The organism is Streptococcus sp. 'group B', from assembly GCF_002073795.1.
GTDB lineage: Bacteria > Bacillota > Bacilli > Lactobacillales > Streptococcaceae > Streptococcus > Streptococcus agalactiae.
Genome location: NZ_CP020432.1, coordinates 1,126,854 through 1,146,855 on the forward strand (window position 1 = coordinate 1,126,854; position 20,002 = coordinate 1,146,855).

Here is a 20,002-nt window from a genome sequence, read left to right on the forward strand (position 1 = left end):
GAGGGGCTAGAGATTAGCCTCTACTCGATTTATTCAAAATCTGCTTTTGATTTAACGTCTCCGTATTCCTCAGGAATCTCTAAAGATAAAATTTCTTCATAACTAGGGAGGACAATCTCTTTACCATATTTGTTACGGAGGGCAGTTGCCACAAGACGGTAAGCTAGATTAGCATTACGTGAAAGGATTGGACCGTGAAAGTATGACCCAAAAACATTCTTATAATGAACCCCTTCAGTACCATCTTCTTTGTTATTCCCATTTCCATAAATGACAGTTCCTAAAGGTTTTTCGTCTTCTGATAAAAAGGTACGTCCTTGATGATTCTCAAAGCCATAATATGTTTCATTGAATTCATCGTTGTGAATCTTGATATCACCAATATAGCGATTATTATTTTGGTTTAGCGTATAGTGTCCCATAACGCCAATGCCCTCTATTCGTTCTCCATTAGCTTGAATATAGTATTGTCCTAAAAGTTGGAAACCTCCACAAATAGCAAGTACTACACCATTATTTTGAATGAATTTGTTAATGTCTTCTTTCTTACTGGGAAGATCGCGTGCAACAATAGCTTGTTCGTAGTCTTGTCCACCACCAAAAAATGCCATCTGATAATAGTTGGGATCAAATCTATCTTCTAATGAAACGATATCAAATGTCATTTGACATCCTAGTTTTTCTCCCACATATTTCATCATTAAGATATTCCCATTATCGCCATAAGTATTTAATAGGTTACCATAAAGATGAGCTACATTAAGAGTGTATTTATAATCTTTGGTAGTAGGAGATTTTAGTGAGGTATAAGTCATTAATTCATCTCCTTTCTGATAGCGTTGTGGTTAGCAAGAATTTCACGAAACTCCAGCATAGCTGTATATGTTGCTAAAATATAAGCATGCTCAGTCTCTTGCTGCTCAATCATTGCCATAATATCTTGCAGTTTATCAGCTTGTTTTATGCGTTTCTCATCATAACCAGTTACACGTAAGCGACGAGCAATTTCAGAGTGGCGAACACCACCAGCAAATATTTCTGGGATATTCATCGTGAGAATAGTTTCAAAATTAGCGTCCCAAATCCAAGAAGTATCAATACCGTCAGCATAATTGGCATTTAATAGTACTGAAAGAGAGAACGGGTATGGAGCAAGTTTAATCATATCAAGAGCTTGACTAGCTCCTACTGGATTTTTAATCAGAACTAAGGTACATTTTTTATTTCCAATTGTAAAGGTTTCTTGACGACCAAAAACGGCACGGCTTTTATCAAATCCATCTTTAATTTGACTTGCTTCTACACCAAAATATTCAGCAACAGATACTGCCGCCAAAGCATTGTAAATATTATAAAGGCCACCCACGTTGATATTATATTGTTGGCCATCAATAACGAAACCTGATGAAGTATTTGTCAGATGTATTAGCCTTGTTAAGGCATAATCAAGGTTTGGACGTTCAAAATCACAATTAGGACAAGTGTAGTCACCAAGGTTGGCATATGTGTTCAATCGATAAGTTAAAATTGCTTGACACTTTGGACAGAGAATACCCTCAGTATTATAGTGTGCTAATCGTGGCTCATGTTTGTCGGTATCAAATCCATAGAATTGCACAGGGTTAGTCACGCTTTTAGAATTAAAAAGTGGACTGTCACCGTTAGCTAAGATAGTAGCTTGCGGAGCGTTAGCAGCTCCATCTAAAATCATTTGATAAGTTGTGTAGATTTCGCCATAACGGTCCATTTGATCACGGAAAATATTGGTAAAGACGAACAAACTAGGCTTTATATACTGTGTAATACGGGGTAAACTCGCTTCGTCTATTTCAAGGACAGCTATTTTTTTACCAGATTTACTTTTCTTAGCTGTTAGGAAGGTTGAAACAATACCTGTAATCATATTTGCTCCACTTGGGTTGGTTACCACCTGACCGAAGGCTTCCTTTAAAATACCAACTGTTAAAGCTGTTGTTAAGGTTTTACCGTTAGTACCAGTCACAACTACAATTTCATAATCTTTGGCAATTGTATCTAGTATATCTTTATCGAATTTGAGTGCTAAACTACCCGGATAAGTAGAACCACGTCCCATTTTACTTAAAAGGTAATGAGCAGACTTACCGGCAGCCACTCCTAGTGCTGTATTTATTTTCATAAAGATATTTTATCATAAAAAGATGCTTTCTTGCTAAAGAAAATATTATGAAAACATGGTATAATGTAGACGATGGAAAATAAGAAATCAAGGAGTTAAGCAAGAAACTCTTCGACAGGCTACCAGTAGAGAGGAAGATATGGATATTTTTTCAGCTATTGATTCAAAGTTTTGGGCGAGCATTATGGAAAATCCATGGATGATCCTTATTCATCTCATGGATATTATCATAGTAGCTGTTCTGATTTATAAATTTATCAAAGCGCTAGCAGGCACAAAAATTATGTCCTTAATTCAGGGCGTTATTTTGTTTATCATCATTAGATTTGTGTCAGAATGGATAGGGCTAACAACGATTACATTTTTGATGAATCAGATTGTTACTTATGGTGTAATTGCAGGTGTTGTCATCTTTGCTCCAGAGATTAGAACAGGTCTCGAAAAATTTGGGCGAACACCACAACTATTTACGCAACGTTCTCAATTAAGCAGTGATGAAAAGCTAGTAGATGCCCTTGTTAAGGCAGTTGCTTATATGAGTCCGCGTAAAATAGGAGCCTTGATTTCAATTGAACGTACCCAAACTTTGCAAGAGTATATAGCTACAGGTATCCCATTAGATGCAGATATTTCCAGTGAATTGTTAATTAATATTTTCATTCCTAATACACCACTGCACGATGGTGCTGTTATTGTAAAAGATAAAAAAATTGCTACAGCATGTTCGTACTTACCTCTATCAGAATCATCTTCGATTTCAAAAGAATTTGGAACACGCCACAGAGCAGCGATTGGTCTATCAGAGAATTCAGATGCACTAACGGTTATTGTTTCTGAAGAGACTGGTGGTATTTCTGTTGCTTTGAAAGGTGAATTTTTACATGATCTTTCTAAAGATAGCTTTGAAGCAATTCTGAGAACTCAGTTGATTCAAAATCAAGAGGAAAACTCAAAATTAGCTTGGTATAATCAACTATTGAGGAGGAAGTAGACATGAAAAAATTTTTTACAAATAAATTTTGGTTAGGCGTTGTCTCACTCTTTCTGGCTATTTTATTATTTTTAACGGCAACTGCAACAAGTATGAACCATCAAGACAATAGTAAGATTGCAGGAGCGTCTGAGACATATACACATACCCTAACAGATGTGCCAATAGACATCAAATACGATAGTGATGATTACTTTATTAGTGGCTATTCTTATGGGGCAGATGTCTATATGTCATCGGTTAATCGTGTTAAGCTAGATTCTGAAATAAATGAGGATACACGAAAATTTAAAGTAGTCGCTGATTTGACAAATATGAAACCAGGGACTCACAAAGTCCCACTAAAGGTAGTAAATTTGCCATCTGGTGTAAATGCTACGGTTTCTCCAACAACAATTACAGTAACTATGGGTAAAAAGAAAACAAAAGAGTTTCCGGTTTATGGACATGTTAATGATAAGCAAATTAAAGCTGGTTATGCAGTCGATAAGATGTCAGTTGATGTGTCAAAAGTTAAAGTTACTAGTGATGAATCTATTATAGATCGTATTGACCATGTCGCTGCCAATATCCCTGATGATAAAGTTCTTGATGATGATTTTAACAAGACAGTTACTTTACAAGCTGTAACAGCAGATGGTACAGTATTAGCAAGTATTATTCACCCTTCTAAAGCAACTTTATCTGTCAAGGTAAAAAAATTGACCAAGACAGTACCGATTAATTTGATACCAGTAGGACAATTCAGCGATAGTATTTCAAAAATTAACTACAAGTTGAGTCAAGAAAAAGCAGTAATTTCAGGAACAAAAGAGGCTTTAGAAGCTATTTCTGTTATTAATGCTGAGGTAGATATTTCAGACGTAACTAAAAATACAGAAAAGAAAATTAATCTTTCTGCAAACAATGTTTCAGTTGATCCTGCTCAAGTAACAGTTCAATTGACAACTACTAAAAAATAATAGATAATAAAAACGAAAAAAATGGAGGTAGCGTTTTTCGCTAGAAAAAAATTATGGGAAAATATTTTGGTACAGATGGTGTTCGCGGTGAAGCTAATGTTGAACTGACGCCAGAATTGGCTTTTAAATTAGGACGTTTTGGAGGATATGTTCTAAGTCAACACGAAACTGATCGTCCGAGAGTTTTTGTAGCTCGTGATACTCGTATTTCTGGTGAAATGCTGGAATCTGCTTTGATTGCTGGTCTACTTTCAGTAGGTATTGAGGTTTATAAACTTGGTGTTTTAGCCACTCCTGGAGTGTCTTACCTTGTTCGTACAGAAAAAGCTAGTGCAGGGGTTATGATTTCAGCAAGCCACAATCCAGCACTTGATAATGGTATTAAGTTCTTTGGTAGTGATGGTTTTAAACTTGATGATGATCGTGAATTAGAAATTGAAGCTTTACTTGATGCGAAGGAAGACACTTTACCACGTCCATCAGCACAAGGTTTAGGTACTTTAGTAGATTATCCTGAAGGACTTCGGAAATATGAGAAGTTTATGGAATCAACTGGTATTGATTTAGAAGGTATGAATGTTGCGTTGGATACAGCAAATGGTGCAGCAACAGCCTCAGCTCGGAATATCTTTTTAGACTTGAATGCTGATATAAGTGTTATTGGTGATCAACCAGATGGTTTGAATATCAATGATGGTGTTGGTTCGACACATCCTGAGCAATTACAAAGTTTAGTTAGAGAAAATGGTTCCGACATCGGTCTAGCTTTTGATGGTGATAGTGATCGTTTGATCGCTGTTGATGAAAATGGAGAGATTGTAGATGGTGATAAAATTATGTTTATCATTGGGAAATATCTCTCTGATAAAGGGCAGCTTGCTCAGAATACAATCGTAACAACGGTTATGTCAAATCTCGGCTTTCATAAAGCGCTCGACCGTGAAGGAATTCATAAAGCGATTACCGCTGTAGGAGACCGCTACGTGGTTGAAGAAATGCGTAAATCAGGATATAATCTTGGCGGAGAGCAATCAGGCCACGTTATTATCATGGATTACAATACTACAGGGGATGGACAATTAACAGCCATCCAATTGACTAAGGTCATGAAAGAAACTGGTAAGAAATTATCAGAGTTAGCTAGTGAAGTGACGATTTATCCTCAAAAATTAGTAAATATTCGTGTTGAAAATAACATGAAAGATAAAGCGATGGAAGTTCCTGCAATTGCGGAAATTATTGCTAAAATGGAAGAAGAGATGGATGGCAATGGTCGTATTCTAGTACGTCCTAGTGGTACTGAGCCTCTTCTTAGAGTTATGGCAGAAGCGCCAACAAATGAAGCGGTTGATTATTATGTTGATACTATCGCAGATGTCGTTCGTACAGAAATTGGTTTAGATTAAAACGGCGTTATTCTGCTATAAAGTCGTCAATGTTATAAAATAATAAAGAGAGGGAATTGGAGTGGAGCATCAAGCATACGCCTTTCTCTCTCTTTTTGATTTGAGAAGGGAGTTTAGAGAAAATGACTAAAGAAGCAGAATTATTATGGGCTAAACACAAGTATTTAGTCTTAAGTAAATCTCAGAAAATTTATTTGGATATTAGACAAACTTTGAAATCACCAAATTGTACCGTTTTAGACGTTCAGTCACTCATTGACCAAGCAGTGCTTTTAGAAGAATCACCATCACAAGTGACTAATGCTTATATGCATATATGGGGCTATTTTAAAAATAAGGCAGAGCGTCAAGAAAAAGAAGAATTTTTAACCTTGCTGGAAAAATACAGGAAAACAGGTTATCAACGAAGAAAACTGTTAGCTTTTCTAAAACAGCTATTAGCTAAATACCCAAATTCTTATTTACAAAACTCTTCTATTTTCGAAGAAGAGTAAAAGATTGATAGTTGAGGTATATAAATGAGATTATGGCATCAAGATATTATTGAGTTATTGCCTAGGCAGCAACTTTTAGGACAGCATAGAGAGTGTTGTGCATTGAGAGGGAATGGGTGGGGGAGAAAACATGAGACTGTTGATTATGTTTTTCGATATTCACCTTATAGGTTATTTGCATATCATCAATTAGTTATGGAAGAAATGATGGAGCGTGGGTATCGTGTATCTAAAGAATGGCTAATTGCAGAATATAGGGGAATGAAGTGCCCAAGATATGATACACTTAATCCTGTTGACTTGGAGACACCTATCTATCCTGAGCACAATCAAGACTATCTACAAGAATGTCTATGGAATTTAAAAGCAAAAGGAATTGACCTTCCTATAAATAAGATAAAATAGAGATTTATCTCTATTTTTATTTTGGAATAAAAAGCTATATTATCAAGTTTTAGAGGAGTGTTTTTTTAAGGGCAAAGTGGTAAAATAGAAACATGTTAAAGAAACCAACCTCAGCATATGTACACATTCCATTTTGTACCCAAATATGTTATTATTGTGATTTTTCAAAAGTTTTTATTAAAAATCAGCCTGTAGACGCTTATCTTCAGGCTCTTATCCGTGAATTTCGGTCTTATGATATTACAGAATTGCGCACCTTATATATTGGAGGAGGGACACCTACATCTATAAGCGCTGTGCAACTGGACTATTTATTGACGGAGTTAAGTAGAGATTTAAACTTAAATACTTTAGAGGAGTTCACTATCGAAGCTAATCCAGGAGATTTAACCGTTGATAAAATAGAGGTGCTTCAAAAGTCAGCTGTCAATAGAGTTTCTCTAGGAGTTCAGACCTTTAATGATAAACATTTAAAGCGTATTGGACGCAGTCACAATGAGGTACAAATTTATTCTACAATTGATGCTCTTAAAACAGCTGGTTTTCAAAATATCTCTATTGACCTAATTTATGCCTTACCTGGACAAACGATGGATGATGTTAGAAGTAATGTAGCCAAAGCTCTCTCTCTAAATATTCCTCATTTGAGTCTATATAGTTTAATTTTAGAACACCATACTGTATTTATGAATAAAATGCGTCGTGGGAAATTACATTTGCCAACAGAAGATTTAGAAGCCGAGATGTTTGAATATATCATTTCTGAAATGGAGAGAAATGGTTTTGAGCATTATGAAATTTCTAATTTTACAAAGCCGGGTTTTGAAAGTCGTCATAATTTGATGTACTGGGATAATGTAGAATATTATGGTGTTGGTGCAGGTGCTTCTGGTTATCTTGATGGTATTCGTTATCGTAATAGAGGGCCAATACAACATTATCTAAAGGGTGTTTCAGAAGGTAATGCAAGGTTATCTGAAGAAGTATTATCAAAAAATGAAATGATGGAAGAGGAGCTTTTCCTCGGTCTTCGTAAAAAAAAGGGTGTTTCCATCGGAAAATTTGAACAAAAATTTGGAACGTCCTTTGAGAAACGTTACGGTCAGATTGTTCAAGAACTCCAAAGTGATGGGCTTTTGAAAGAAAATAATGGTTTTATCCAGATGACTAAAAAAGGTCTCTTCTTAGGAGATACGGTTGCCGAGAAATTTATTGTGGAGTAAAAAATGGGTTTATTATATCGAGAAACTTACGAAGTGCCTTTTTATGAATCAGACACTAATCATTATATGAAATTACCGCAGTTGTTGGCTTTAGCGTTACAAATTTCAGCCAAACAATCTTTAAAATTAGGAATAGGCGATGACATCGTTTTTAAAAGATACGGATTGGTTTGGGTCGTTACAGATTATATTATTGATATTGAGCGTTTACCCAAGCATGCTGAAAAGATAGTCATTGAGACTGAAGCCAAAGCTCATAATAAATTATTGTGTTACCGCTATTTTTATATTTATGGTGAAGACGGGCAAAAAATAATAACGATTTCATCTGCTTTTGTCTTAATGGATTTTAAAACACGGAAGATTCATCCTGTTCTTGATGATATTACTTCAATTTACCAATCCCAAAGAATCAAAAAAGTTATTCGAGGGCCGAAATATCATCCCATTGGAGATAGTAAAGTTAAACAATACCATGTTCGTTATTTTGATTTAGATATGAATGGACATGTTAATAATAGTAAGTATCTAGAATGGATGTATGATGTGTTGGACTTAGATTTTCTAAGTAGCCACATTCCTAAAAAAATTGATTTAAAATATATTAAGGAAATTCAATATGGAACGGATATTAAGTCTCATTGGTATCAAGATGGTCTTGTGACACGTCATGATATTATTGGTGGCGATGCTATTCATGCTCAAGCTAGGATTGAATGGCAGGAAAAAAAGGAGGATTAAATGGCTTATAAAGGATATCTTATTGATTTAGATGGTACTATTTACAAAGGGAAAAGTCGTATCCCAGCAGGAGAGCGTTTTATCGAACGTTTGCAAGAAAAAGGCATTCCTTATATGTTAGTAACTAATAATACGACTCGCACACCAGAAAGCGTTCAGGAAATGCTTCGAGGCTTCAATGTTGAAACACCACTTGAAACAATCTATACCGCAACTATGGCTACGGTTGACTATATGAATGATATGAACCGTGGAAAAACAGCTTACGTTATTGGTGAAGAAGGGCTTAAAAAAGCTATTGCAGATGCAGGTTATGTGGAGGATACAAAAAATCCAGCCTATGTGGTTGTTGGTTTAGATTGGAATGTTACTTATGATAAATTGGCAACTGCTACGTTAGCAATTCAAAATGGTGCTTTATTTATTGGAACCAATCCAGATTTGAATATTCCTACTGAACGTGGTTTATTACCCGGTGCTGGCTCCTTAAATGCTTTATTAGAAGCCGCAACGCGTATAAAACCAGTCTTTATTGGAAAGCCAAATGCCATCATTATGAATAAGGCACTTGAAATTTTAAATATTCCTAGAAATCAAGCAGTCATGGTCGGTGATAATTATTTGACAGATATCATGGCTGGTATTAATAATGATATTGATACTTTGTTAGTAACAACGGGTTTTACAACAGTTGAAGAAGTACCAGATTTACCAATTCAACCAAGTTATGTTTTAGCAAGTTTAGATGAATGGACATTTAATGAAGGATAAGTTATTAGTAGTTTTAACTTGGATTTGGATTATATCGTTAGCAACTCTAGCTACAATTTATATTGCTTGGTTGATCTATCCTATAGAAATTCAGTTTTTAAAATTAGAAAAGGTTGTGTATTTAAAGGCTGAAACAATTTATTATAATTTTAATAAGTTGATGATATATCTGACTCATCCTTTTATCTCTGATTTAAATATGCCTAGCTTTCCTTCTTCAGAGGATGGTTTAAAGCATTTTGCGGATGTAAAATATCTTTTTACTCTAGCGCATGGGCTTTTTGTTATACTAACTTTTCCAGTTATTTATTTTTTAAGACGTGGATGGAAGCAAAAAAGTATCTTTCTATATGAAGGCTTCTTCAAGATAGCTATTATGTTGCCTATTTTTATTGTAGTATGTGCTTTTCTGTTGGGTTTTGATCAGTTTTTCACTCTATTTCATGAGGTGCTTTTTCCAGGAGATTCTACTTGGCAATTTAATCCTCTAACGGATCCAGTAATTTGGATACTTCCTGAAACTTTTTTCCTCCATTGTTTCATCATTTTTTTGTTAATCTATGAAACAATAACTATAATTCTTTTGATAATAGGTAGAAAACATTTAAAATTAAGAAAATATAAAAACAAAATGCAAGCCTTATAATAGCGCTTGCATTTTGTTTGCTATTTTTTTATAATACAAATATGAGAAATGTCGGAATTATAACAATGACATAAAAAAAGCACCGAATCGGTGCTCACTTTTTCAAGCTAAATACGGACTGGATTAAAAAATCACTGCCTTATTTTAACGTGCTGTGCTGTTTCGAATAATTCCAACAAAATTATTATATGTTATTTTAATGTAATAATCAAGTAAAAATTAGCAAAACTTTAAAGTTTGCGTTTTTAAAGTGATATTTTAAATAAAAGGAGATAAATTATGAACAAACCATATTCAATAGGTCTCGACATCGGAACTAATTCCGTCGGATATTCTGTGGTTACAGATGATTATAAGGTACCTGCTAAGAAGATGAGGGTCTTAGGGAATACAGATAAAGAATACATAAAGAAGAATCTTATAGGTGCTCTGCTTTTTGATGGTGGAAATACTGCTTCAGATAGACGCTTGAAGCGAACTGCTCGCCGTCGTTATACACGTCGTAGAAATCGTATTCTATATTTACAAGAAATTTTTGCAGAGGAAATGAGTAAAGTTGATGATAGTTTCTTTCATCGATTAGAGGATTCTTTTCTAGTTGAGGACGACAAGAGAGGGAGCAAGTATCCTATCTTTGCAACAATGCAGGAGGAGAAAGATTATCATGAAAAGTTCCCAACGATTTATCACTTGAGAAAAGAATTAGCTGACAAGAAAGAAAAAGCAGACCTTCGTCTTGTTTATCTGGCTCTAGCTCATATCATTAAATTCAGAGGACATTTCCTAATTGAGGATGATAGCTTTGATGTGAGGAATACTGATATTCAAAGACAATATCAAGCTTTTTTAGAAATCTTTGATACTACCTTCGAAAATAACCATTTGTTATCTCAAAACATAGATGTAGAGGGAATTCTAACAGATAAGATTAGCAAGTCTGCGAAGAAAGATCGCATTTTAGCGCAGTATCCTAACCAAAAATCTACTGGCATTTTTGCAGAATTTTTGAAATTGATTGTCGGAAATCAAGCTGACTTCAAGAAACATTTCAATTTGGAAGATAAAACGCCGCTTCAATTTGCTAAGGATAGCTACGATGAAGATTTAGAAAATCTTCTTGGGCAGATTGGTGATGAATTTGCTGACTTATTCTCAGTAGCGAAAAAGCTATATGATAGTGTTCTTTTATCTGGCATTCTTACAGTAACTGATCTCAGTACCAAGGCGCCACTTTCTGCCTCTATGATTCAGCGTTACGATGAACATAGAGAGGACTTGAAACAGTTAAAACAATTCGTAAAAGCTTCATTGCCTGAGAAATATCAAGAAATATTTACTGATTCATCAAAAGATGGCTACGCTGGTTATATTGAAGGCAAAACTAATCAAGGAGCATTTTATAAATACTTGTCAAAATTGTTGACCAAGCAAGAAGGTAGCGAGTATTTTCTTGAAAAAATCAAGAATGAAGATTTTTTGAGAAAACAAAGGACCTTTGATAATGGCTCAATTCCACACCAAGTCCATTTGACAGAATTGAAGGCTATTATTCGACGTCAATCAGAATACTATCCATTCTTGAAAGAGAATCTAGATAGGATTGAAAAAATCCTTACCTTTAGAATTCCTTATTATGTCGGGCCACTAGCACGTGAGAAGAGTGATTTTGCATGGATGACTCGCAAAACAGATGACAGTATTCGACCTTGGAATTTTGAAGAATTGGTTGATAAGGAAGCATCTGCGGAAGCTTTTATCCATCGTATGACCAACAATGACCTCTATCTTCCTGAAGAAAAAGTCCTACCAAAACATAGTCTTATTTATGAAAAATTTACGGTCTATAATGAGTTGACTAAGGTTAGATATAAAAATGAGCAAGGTGAGACTTATTTTTTTGATAGCAATATTAAACAAGAAATCTTTGATGGAGTATTCAAGGAACATCGTAAGGTATCCAAGAAGAAGTTGCTAGATTTTCTGGCTAAAGAATATGAGGAGTTTAGGATAGTAGATGTTATTGGTCTAGATAAAGAAAATAAAGCTTTCAACGCCTCATTGGGAACTTACCACGATCTCAAAAAAATACTAGACAAAGATTTTCTTGATAATCCAGATAATGAGTCTATTTTGGAAGATATCGTCCAAACTCTAACCTTATTTGAAGATAGAGAAATGATTAAGAAGCGTCTTGAAAACTATAAAGATCTTTTTACAGAGTCACAACTAAAAAAACTCTATCGCCGTCACTATACTGGCTGGGGACGATTGTCTGCTAAGTTAATTAATGGCATTAGAGATAAAGAGAGTCAAAAAACAATCTTGGACTATCTGATTTCTGATGGAAGAGCAAATCGCAACTTTATGCAGTTGATACATGATGATGGTCTATCATTTAAACCAATTATTGACAAGGCACAGGCTGGTAGTCATTCAGATAATCTAAAAGAAGTTGTAGGTGAGCTTGCAGGTAGCCCTGCTATTAAAAAGGGGATTCTACAAAGTTTGAAAATTGTTGATGAGCTTGTTAAAGTCATGGGATACGAACCTGAACAAGTTGTGGTTGAGATGGCGCGTGAGAATCAAACAACAAATCAAGGTCGTCGTAACACTCGACAACGCTATAAACTTCTTGAGGAAGGCGTTAAGAATCTAGCTAGTGACTTGAATGGCAATATTTTGAAAGAATATCCTACGGATAATCAAGCGTTGCAAAATGAAAGACTTTTCCTTTATTACTTACAAAATGGAAGAGATATGTACACAGGGGAAGCACTAGATATTGACAATTTAAGTCAATATGATATTGATCACATTGTTCCTCAAGCTTTCATAAAAGATGATTCTATTGATAATCGTGTTTTGGTATCATCTGCTAAAAACCGTGGAAAATCAGATAATGTTCCTAGCATTGATATTGTAAAAGCACGCAAAGCATTCTGGAAAAAATTACTTGATGCTAAGTTAATGAGTCAGCGTAAGTATGATAATTTGACTAAGGCAGAGCGCGGAGGCCTAACTTCCGATGATAAGGCAAGATTTATCCAACGTCAGTTGGTTGAGACACGACAAATTACCAAGCATGTTGCCCGTATCTTGGATGAACGCTTTAATAATGAGCTTGATAGTAAAGGTAGAAGGATTCGCAAAGTTAAAATTGTAACCTTGAAGTCAAATTTGGTTTCAAATTTCCGAAAAGAATTTGGATTCTATAAAATTCGTGAAGTTAATGATTATCACCATGCACATGATGCCTATCTTAATGCAGTAGTTGCTAAAGCTATTCTAACCAAATATCCTCAGTTAGAGCCAGAATTTGTCTACGGTGACTATCCAAAATATAACAGTTACAAAACGCGTAAATCCGCTACAGAAAAGCTATTTTTCTATTCAAATATTATGAACTTCTTTAAAACTAAGGTAACTTTGGCGGATGGAACCGTTGTTGTAAAAGATGATATTGAAGTTAATAATGATACGGGTGAAATTGTTTGGGATAAGAAGAAACACTTTGCGACAGTTAGAAAAGTCTTGTCATACCCTCAGGTCAATATCGTGAAGAAGACAGAGATTCAGACAGGTGGTTTCTCTAAGGAATCAATCTTGGCGCATGGTAACTCAGATAAGTTGATTCCAAGAAAAACGAAGGATATTTATTTAGATCCTAAGAAATATGGAGGTTTTGATAGTCCGATAGTAGCTTACTCTGTTTTAGTTGTAGCTGATATCAAAAAAGGTAAAGCACAAAAACTAAAAACAGTTACGGAACTTTTAGGAATTACCATCATGGAGAGATTCAGATTTGAGAAAAATCCATCAGCTTTCCTTGAATCAAAAGGTTATTTAAATATTAGGGACGATAAATTAATGATTTTACCGAAGTATAGTCTGTTCGAATTAGAAAATGGGCGTCGTCGATTACTTGCTAGTGCTGGTGAATTACAAAAAGGTAACGAGCTAGCCTTACCAACACAATATATGAAGTTCTTATACCTTGCAAGTCGTTACAATGAGCTAAAAGGAAAACCAGAAGAAATTGAACAAAAACAGGAATTTGTAGTTCAACATGTTTCTTATTTCGACGATATTCTTCAAATAATCAACGATTTTTCAAATCGAGTTATTCTAGCAGATGCTAATTTAGAGAAAATCAATAAGCTTTACCAAGATAATAAGGAAAATATATCAGTAGATGAACTTGCTAATAATATTATCAATCTATTTACTTTTACCAGTCTAGGAGCTCCAGCAGCTTTTAAATTTTTTGATAAAATAGTTGATAGAAAACGCTATACATCAACTAAAGAAGTACTTAATTCTACCCTAATTCATCAATCTATTACTGGACTTTATGAAACACGTATTGATTTGGGTAAGTTAGGAGAAGATTGATATGGCAGGTTGGCGAACCGTTGTTGTAAATACACATTCTAAGCTCTCTTATAAAAATAATCATCTGGTTTTTAAAGATTCTTATCAGACGGAAATGATTCATCTATCAGAGATTGACATTCTAATCATGGAAACAACAGATATCGTTTTGTCGACCATGCTGATTAAACGTTTGGTTGATGAAAATATTTTAGTTATATTTTGTGATGACAAACGCTTGCCAACAGCTATGTTAATGCCGTACTATGCCAGATATGATTCGAGTTTACAATTATCTAGGCAGATGTCATGGATTGAAGATGTCAAAGCGGATGTTTGGACGTCAATCATTGCACAAAAAATTTTGAATCAGTCTTTTTATCTTGGTGAGTGTTCTTTCTTTGAAAAATCCCAGTCTATTATGAATCTCTATCATGATTTAGAATCTTTTGATACTTCCAATCGTGAAGGGCATGCAGCTAGGATTTATTTCAATACACTTTTTGGAAATGATTTTTCAAGAGAACATGATAATCCAATAAATGCTGGTTTAGACTACGGATATTCATTGCTTTTGAGTATGTTTGCGCGTGAAGTCGTTAAGTGTGGTTGCATGACACAATTTGGGTTAAAGCATGCTAATCAATTTAATCAGTTCAACCTAGCAAGCGATATTATGGAACCATTTCGCCCAATCGTTGATAGGATTATTTATGAAAATAGGCAGAGTGATTTTGTCAAAATGAAAAGAGAACTCTTTTCTATGTTTTCAGAGACATACAGTTACGACGGTAAAGAAATGTATCTTTCAAATATTGTCAGCGATTACACCAAAAAAGTTATTAAGTCGCTAAATAGTGATGGGAATGGGATTCCGGAGTTTAGGATATGAGTTATCGGTATATGAGAATGATTTTAATGTTTGATATGCCTACTGAAACAGTAGAAGAACGTAAGGCGTATCGTAAGTTTAGAAAGTTTCTTTTGAGCGAAGGTTTTATTATGCATCAGTTCTCTGTTTATAGTAAATTATTACTCAATAATACAGCTAATAATGCTATGATAGGTCGGCTTAAAGTGAATAATCCTAAGAAGGGTAATATCACACTCTTAACAGTTACGGAAAAACAATTTGCGAGAATGGTTTACCTCCATGGAGAACGCAACACAAGTGTTGCCAACTTTGATAGTCGCTTGGTTTTCCTAGGAGATTCTTATGATCAAGATTAATTTTCCAATTTTAGATGAACCATTAGTGTTAAGTAATGCTACGATTTTAACGATAGAAGATGTTTCAGTTTATTCTTCATTGGTGAAACATTTTTATCAATATGACGTAGATGAACATTTGAAATTATTTGATGATAAGCAGAAAAGTCTGAAGGCAACAGAGTTAATGATGGTTACAGATATCTTAGGATACGATGTCAACTCAGCACCTATTCTAAAGTTGATACATGGTGACTTAGAAAATCAATTCAACGAAAAGCCAGAAGTGAAATCAATGGTAGAAAAATTAGCAGCTACTATTACAGAACTTATCGCATTTGAGTGTCTAGAGAATGAGCTTGATTTAGAATACGATGAAATCACGATTTTAGAACTCATTAAGGCACTAGGAGTCAAAATTGAGACACAGAGCGACACTATCTTTGAAAAATGTTTTGAAATTATACAAGTTTACCATTATTTAACGAAAAAGAATCTCTTGGTTTTTGTTAATAGCGGAGCTTATCTTACCAAAGATGAAGTTATAAAATTATGTGAATACATCAATTTAATGCAAAAGTCAGTACTCTTTCTAGAACCTAGAAGACTCTATGATTTACCGCAATATGTTATTGATAAGGATTATTTCTTGATAGGCGAAAATATGGTATAATATTAGTAAAAGCACAGTAATAACAAGGAATCATCGAAACTGAAGTCCTGCTGAGACGAATGGCGCGATTACGAAAGCTCAAAAGAAAATTTTCTACGAGGTTTTAGAGCTGTGCTGTTTCGAATGGTTCCAAAACTTATATAACCTGTTGTATTTATCGCTTATAGTTTTAGAGCTGTGCTGTTTCGAATGGTTCCAAAACACCGCTCTGTGTCGTATGAAAAGCAGATTAGTTTTAGAGCTGTGCTGTTTCGAATGGTTCCAAAACTTTTAACAATGACAAATATAATTTGTCCTCGTTTTAGAGCTGTGCTGTTTCGAATGGTTCCAAAACTTATCAAGCAAATGAAGTACAACTGGTAAAGTTTTAGAGCTGTGCTGTTTCGAATGGTTCCAAAACACGAGCTAACGGTTACCTAATCAGTCGCCGGTTTTAGAGCTGTGCTGTTTCGAATGGTTCCAAAACTATCGATATTGATGATTTAACATCAATTATGTTTTAGAGCTGTGCTGTTTCGAATGGTTCCAAAACTTAATTAAGGTATTTATACCACCTTTTTGTGTTTTAGAGCTGTGCTGTTTCGAATGGTTCCAAAACAGAGTGTGTCCAAGACCAGAGTTACTGTTTGTTTTAGAGCTGTGCTGTTTCGAATGGTTCCAAAACCTATTGGTTAGAATTTTTTTACAGGAAGAAGTTTTAGAGCTGTGCTGTTTCGAATGGTTCCAAAACTATTTGATAGCGGTAACGGGTCATATACAAGTTTTAGAGCTGTGCTGTTTCGAATGGTTCCAAAACGATAAAAAGTGGGAGCTGAATTAAAAGGCAGTTTTAGAGCTGTGCTGTTTCGAATGGTTCCAAAACATTTGAACGATTTTTATATTCCTGATATGTGTTTTAGAGCTGTGCGGTTATTATGCTAGGGCACCGTTGTGGTGTTCTAGTTTTTTGTTATACTGAAATAAATTTTCAGAGAATGTGGGGGAAGGCGGTAATTAGATTAATTCAAGACGTAATTCAGAACTTAGTTGGCCAAGCTAACGAAATCACCCCAGTTTATCAGTTTGATTGGGAAACTTATATATTGGCGACTAAAAAATATGAACGTCATTTAGAGGTGTGTCTATTAGTAGAAAATTCGAATTATTTTTCGGATTCAAAGAGAATGTGTCGATAGAAGAGATACGAAAGACTATAATTCCAACCTTATGGTTAAAGGGCTAGATTGTTCTACGCTTTACTTAATTATTAGTTTGACAGCGTTGGTTCTTTTAGTGATTGCTGGTGTTTCTTTGTCACTAATACTTGCAAGCTTACAAGGAAAGCAGTGGAGAACCTATCCATAATCAACTAACAGCTATGATGGATCTCACCTATTAATATAGTTAAGGAGTGTCCGACACTCCTTTTTTGAAATACAGTTGGAAGTTACAGAAAACATATTTTCATGTTATAATAGTGGAGAAAGAAATGAGGTGCTAATATTATGGAACAAACCTTTTTTATGATAAAACCTGATGGTGTAAAACGTGGTTTTATTGGAGAAGTTATTAGTCGTATTGAGCGTCGAGGCTTCTCTATTGATCGCTTAGAGGTTAGACATGCAGATGCAGATATTTTGAAAAGACATTATGCAGAACTGACGGATAGACCATTCTTTCCAACATTAGTAGATTATATGACTAGTGGTCCAGTAATCATTGGAGTTATTTCGGGAGAAGAGGTCATTTCAACTTGGCGCACCATGATGGGGAGTACTAACCCCAAAGATGCCCTTCCAGGAACTATTCGAGGAGATTTTGCACAAGCTCCCTCTCCAAACCAAGCGACATGTAATATTGTTCATGGGTCAGACTCACCTGAATCTGCAGCTCGCGAGATAGCCATTTGGTTCAATAACTAATAGACTTAATGAAGATTGATGTTCAAGTGTTAATTCTCTTTTACATCGGTCTTCTTTTTGATATAATATTCTAGAGTCTATAGGACTGTTTTAATATTTTAGAAGTTAAACATATCAAATTGTATAGGAAATAGAATGAATATTGAAGATTTGAAGAAACGTCAAGAAAAGATTAGAAACTTTTCGATTATCGCTCATATTGACCATGGAAAATCAACCTTAGCAGACCGTATTTTAGAGAAAACAGAAACGGTTTCTAGTCGTGAAATGCAGGCGCAACTGTTGGACTCTATGGACCTAGAACGTGAGCGTGGGATTACTATAAAGTTAAATGCTATTGAGCTTAATTATACTGCTAAAGATGGTGAAACTTACATTTTTCACTTGATTGACACGCCAGGGCATGTTGACTTTACATATGAAGTATCACGTTCATTGGCAGCTTGTGAGGGTGCTATACTGGTTGTTGATGCAGCCCAAGGAATTGAAGCTCAAACTCTGGCAAATGTTTATTTGGCTCTAGACAATGATTTAGAGATACTACCAGTTATTAATAAAATTGATTTACCAGCAGCAGATCCAGAACGTGTACGTGCAGAAGTAGAGGATGTTATTGGTCTAGATGCTTCAGAAGCTGTACTTGCCTCAGCTAAGGCAGGGATTGGTATTGAAGAAATTTTAGAGCAGATCGTTGAAAAAGTTCCTGCTCCGACTGGGGAAGTAGATGCTCCTCTTCAAGCTCTAATTTTTGATTCTGTTTACGATGCTTATCGTGGAGTAATTCTGCAAGTAAGGATTGTAAATGGTATGGTTAAGCCAGGAGATAAGATTCAAATGATGTCTAATGGTAAAACCTTCGACGTTACTGAGGTTGGTATTTTCACTCCCAAAGCAGTTGGACGTGATTTTTTAGCAACTGGAGATGTAGGGTATATTGCTGCCTCAATTAAAACAGTTGCTGATACACGTGTTGGTGATACCATTACCCTTGCTAATAACCCAGCTATAGACCCCTTGCATGGCTATAAGCAAATGAACCCAATGGTTTTTGCCGGTCTTTATCCAATTGAATCAAATAAGTATAACGATCTGCGTGAAGCCCTTGAAAAATTACAATTGAATGATGCTAGTCTACAGTTTGAACCGGAAACATCACAAGCATTAGGGTTTGGTTTCCGTTGTGGTTTCTTAGGGCTTTTACATATGGACGTTATCCAAGAGCGCTTGGAACGAGAGTTCAATATTGATCTTATTATGACTGCACCATCAGTAGTTTATCATGTTAATACAACTGATGGTGAAATGCTTGAAGTTTCGAATCCATCTGAATTTCCTGATCCTACTCGTGTTGACAGCATTGAAGAACCATATGTTAAGGCGCAAATTATGGTTCCTCAAGAATTTGTCGGTGCTGTAATGGAGTTAGCACAACGTAAACGTGGTGACTTTGTAACAATGGATTATATTGATGATAATCGTGTTAATGTTATTTACCAAATTCCTTTAGCTGAAATTGTGTTTGACTTCTTTGATAAGCTTAAATCATCAACACGTGGCTATGCTAGTTTTGATTATGAAATTTCCGAATATCGTCGCTCACAGTTAGTTAAAATGGATATTCTTTTAAATGGTGATAAAGTGGATGCTTTAAGCTTTATTGTTCACAAAGAATTTGCCTATGAACGTGGTAAATTGATCGTTGATAAGTTGAAAAAAATCATTCCTCGTCAGCAGTTTGAAGTTCCTATCCAAGCAGCTATTGGACAAAAAATTGTGGCTCGTTCTGATATAAAAGCACTACGCAAAAATGTCTTAGCAAAATGTTATGGTGGTGACGTTTCACGTAAACGTAAGTTGCTTGAAAAACAAAAAGCTGGTAAAAAGCGTATGAAAGCAATTGGTTCCGTCGAAGTTCCTCAGGAAGCTTTCTTAAGTGTTTTATCAATGGACGATGATGACAAAAAATAATTCAGAAAGATGATATCATTTATCTATTTTAAAGTAACTTAGCTTCGTGCTTAAGTTACTTTTTCTTTGTCTGCAATTATCAA

Annotated in this window: 19 protein-coding genes and 1 CRISPR repeat array; of the genes, 17 read left to right on the top strand and 2 right to left on the bottom strand. The window is 35.1% G+C overall.

From position 1 onward, the window contains the following. Positions 1-29: 29 nt before the first annotated feature. Together gatD and murT are read right to left on the bottom strand one after the other, a co-directional pair. A complete protein-coding gene (gene gatD / locus A6J68_RS06080) occupies positions 30-815 on the bottom strand; it encodes a lipid II isoglutaminyl synthase subunit GatD (protein WP_000222749.1) in 786 nt (261 codons plus the stop codon). Continuing rightward, positions 815-2,158 (bottom strand): lipid II isoglutaminyl synthase subunit MurT, encoded by a 1,344-nt coding sequence (murT, locus tag A6J68_RS06085; RefSeq protein WP_000700875.1) that lies wholly within the window; start codon positions 2,156-2,158, stop codon positions 815-817. The genes gatD and murT overlap by 1 nt, the downstream gene beginning before the upstream one ends. 139 nt (positions 2,159-2,297) lie before the next feature. On the opposite strand from murT, the gene cdaA reads away from it, so the two are divergent. The 17 genes from cdaA to lepA all read left to right on the top strand — a co-directional run bounded on the left by cdaA (position 2,298) and on the right by lepA (position 19,919). After that, positions 2,298-3,149 (top strand): diadenylate cyclase CdaA, encoded by an 852-nt coding sequence (gene cdaA, locus A6J68_RS06090; protein WP_000350949.1) that lies wholly within the window; start codon positions 2,298-2,300, stop codon positions 3,147-3,149. 2 nt (positions 3,150-3,151) lie between these two features. Next, complete coding sequence (locus A6J68_RS06095) at positions 3,152-4,111, top strand: YbbR-like domain-containing protein (protein WP_000713236.1); 960 nt, start codon at positions 3,152-3,154, stop codon at positions 4,109-4,111. Positions 4,112-4,164: 53 nt separating this feature from the next. Continuing rightward, positions 4,165-5,517, top strand: a complete 1,353-nt coding sequence (glmM, locus tag A6J68_RS06100) for a phosphoglucosamine mutase (protein ID WP_000521432.1) — start codon at positions 4,165-4,167, stop codon at positions 5,515-5,517. 122 nt (positions 5,518-5,639) lie between these two features. Further along, positions 5,640-6,011 (top strand): YbgA family protein, encoded by a 372-nt coding sequence (locus tag A6J68_RS06105; RefSeq protein WP_000159234.1) that lies wholly within the window; start codon positions 5,640-5,642, stop codon positions 6,009-6,011. 24 nt (positions 6,012-6,035) lie between these two features. Beyond that, positions 6,036-6,416 carry a TIGR02328 family protein gene (locus A6J68_RS06110; RefSeq protein ID WP_001241816.1) on the top strand — a complete coding sequence of 127 codons (381 nt, stop codon included), beginning with the start codon at positions 6,036-6,038 and terminating at the stop codon, positions 6,414-6,416. Positions 6,417-6,508: 92 nt separating this feature from the next. Further along, a complete protein-coding gene (gene hemW, locus A6J68_RS06115) occupies positions 6,509-7,639 on the top strand; it encodes a radical SAM family heme chaperone HemW (protein WP_000914665.1) in 1,131 nt (376 codons plus the stop codon). Between the two features lie 3 nt (positions 7,640-7,642). Next, positions 7,643-8,380, top strand: a complete 738-nt coding sequence (locus A6J68_RS06120) for an acyl-ACP thioesterase domain-containing protein (RefSeq protein ID WP_000523795.1) — start codon at positions 7,643-7,645, stop codon at positions 8,378-8,380. Continuing rightward, a complete protein-coding gene (locus tag A6J68_RS06125) occupies positions 8,381-9,151 on the top strand; it encodes a TIGR01457 family HAD-type hydrolase (protein WP_000323544.1) in 771 nt (256 codons plus the stop codon). Then, on the top strand, positions 9,141-9,797 hold the full coding sequence (locus A6J68_RS06130) for a TIGR01906 family membrane protein (RefSeq protein WP_000653357.1): 657 nt from the start codon (positions 9,141-9,143) through the stop codon (positions 9,795-9,797). Before A6J68_RS06125 ends, A6J68_RS06130 begins: the two co-directional genes overlap by 11 nt. A 279-nt stretch (positions 9,798-10,076) precedes the next feature. Continuing rightward, on the top strand, positions 10,077-14,189 hold the full coding sequence (gene cas9, locus A6J68_RS06135) for a type II CRISPR RNA-guided endonuclease Cas9 (protein WP_001040107.1): 4,113 nt from the start codon (positions 10,077-10,079) through the stop codon (positions 14,187-14,189). 1 nt (position 14,190) lies between these two features. Continuing rightward, positions 14,191-15,060 carry a type II CRISPR-associated endonuclease Cas1 gene (gene cas1, locus A6J68_RS06140; protein WP_000929494.1) on the top strand — a complete coding sequence of 290 codons (870 nt, stop codon included), beginning with the start codon at positions 14,191-14,193 and terminating at the stop codon, positions 15,058-15,060. Next, a complete protein-coding gene (gene cas2 / locus A6J68_RS06145; RefSeq protein WP_000122196.1) occupies positions 15,057-15,398 on the top strand; it encodes a CRISPR-associated endonuclease Cas2 in 342 nt (113 codons plus the stop codon). The genes cas1 and cas2 overlap by 4 nt, the downstream gene beginning before the upstream one ends. Next, a complete protein-coding gene (gene csn2 / locus A6J68_RS06150; RefSeq protein WP_000590710.1) occupies positions 15,385-16,050 on the top strand; it encodes a type II-A CRISPR-associated protein Csn2 in 666 nt (221 codons plus the stop codon). Before cas2 ends, csn2 begins: the two co-directional genes overlap by 14 nt. A gap of 100 nt (positions 16,051-16,150) precedes the next feature. After that, positions 16,151-16,912: direct repeats of the CRISPR family, unit length 36 nt; unit sequence GTTTTAGAGCTGTGCTGTTTCGAATGGTTCCAAAAC. 52 nt (positions 16,913-16,964) lie between these two features. Further along, positions 16,965-17,225: a hypothetical protein gene (locus A6J68_RS11755; protein ID WP_000900563.1), complete on the top strand. Its 261-nt coding sequence runs from the start codon at positions 16,965-16,967 to the stop codon at positions 17,223-17,225. A 31-nt stretch (positions 17,226-17,256) separates the two neighbouring features. Further along, a complete protein-coding gene (locus A6J68_RS11505; RefSeq protein WP_000238430.1) occupies positions 17,257-17,394 on the top strand; it encodes a hypothetical protein in 138 nt (45 codons plus the stop codon). Positions 17,395-17,534: 140 nt separating this feature from the next. After that, positions 17,535-17,951 (top strand): nucleoside-diphosphate kinase, encoded by a 417-nt coding sequence (gene ndk / locus A6J68_RS06155; protein ID WP_000438312.1) that lies wholly within the window; start codon positions 17,535-17,537, stop codon positions 17,949-17,951. A 135-nt stretch (positions 17,952-18,086) separates the two neighbouring features. Beyond that, positions 18,087-19,919, top strand: a complete 1,833-nt coding sequence (gene lepA / locus A6J68_RS06160) for a translation elongation factor 4 (RefSeq protein ID WP_001019130.1) — start codon at positions 18,087-18,089, stop codon at positions 19,917-19,919. Positions 19,920-20,002 lie beyond the last annotated feature (83 nt).

Coding starts and splice junctions, on each gene's coding strand:
- A6J68_RS06125 (WP_000323544.1), top strand. CDS start 8,381: ATGGCTTATAAAGGATATCTTATTGATTTAGATGGTACTATTTACAAA.
- hemW (WP_000914665.1), top strand. CDS start 6,509: ATGTTAAAGAAACCAACCTCAGCATATGTACACATTCCATTTTGTACC.
- A6J68_RS11505 (WP_000238430.1), top strand. CDS start 17,257: ATGGTTAAAGGGCTAGATTGTTCTACGCTTTACTTAATTATTAGTTTG.
- cdaA (WP_000350949.1), top strand. CDS start 2,298: ATGGATATTTTTTCAGCTATTGATTCAAAGTTTTGGGCGAGCATTATG.
- A6J68_RS06105 (WP_000159234.1), top strand. CDS start 5,640: ATGACTAAAGAAGCAGAATTATTATGGGCTAAACACAAGTATTTAGTC.
- lepA (WP_001019130.1), top strand. CDS start 18,087: ATGAATATTGAAGATTTGAAGAAACGTCAAGAAAAGATTAGAAACTTT.
- A6J68_RS06095 (WP_000713236.1), top strand. CDS start 3,152: ATGAAAAAATTTTTTACAAATAAATTTTGGTTAGGCGTTGTCTCACTC.
- ndk (WP_000438312.1), top strand. CDS start 17,535: ATGGAACAAACCTTTTTTATGATAAAACCTGATGGTGTAAAACGTGGT.
- A6J68_RS06110 (WP_001241816.1), top strand. CDS start 6,036: ATGAGATTATGGCATCAAGATATTATTGAGTTATTGCCTAGGCAGCAA.
- gatD (WP_000222749.1), bottom strand. CDS start 815: ATGACTTATACCTCACTAAAATCTCCTACTACCAAAGATTATAAATAC.
- glmM (WP_000521432.1), top strand. CDS start 4,165: ATGGGAAAATATTTTGGTACAGATGGTGTTCGCGGTGAAGCTAATGTT.
- murT (WP_000700875.1), bottom strand. CDS start 2,158: ATGAAAATAAATACAGCACTAGGAGTGGCTGCCGGTAAGTCTGCTCAT.
- A6J68_RS06130 (WP_000653357.1), top strand. CDS start 9,141: ATGAAGGATAAGTTATTAGTAGTTTTAACTTGGATTTGGATTATATCG.
- cas1 (WP_000929494.1), top strand. CDS start 14,191: ATGGCAGGTTGGCGAACCGTTGTTGTAAATACACATTCTAAGCTCTCT.
- A6J68_RS06120 (WP_000523795.1), top strand. CDS start 7,643: ATGGGTTTATTATATCGAGAAACTTACGAAGTGCCTTTTTATGAATCA.
- A6J68_RS11755 (WP_000900563.1), top strand. CDS start 16,965: ATGCTAGGGCACCGTTGTGGTGTTCTAGTTTTTTGTTATACTGAAATA.
- csn2 (WP_000590710.1), top strand. CDS start 15,385: ATGATCAAGATTAATTTTCCAATTTTAGATGAACCATTAGTGTTAAGT.
- cas2 (WP_000122196.1), top strand. CDS start 15,057: ATGAGTTATCGGTATATGAGAATGATTTTAATGTTTGATATGCCTACT.
- cas9 (WP_001040107.1), top strand. CDS start 10,077: ATGAACAAACCATATTCAATAGGTCTCGACATCGGAACTAATTCCGTC.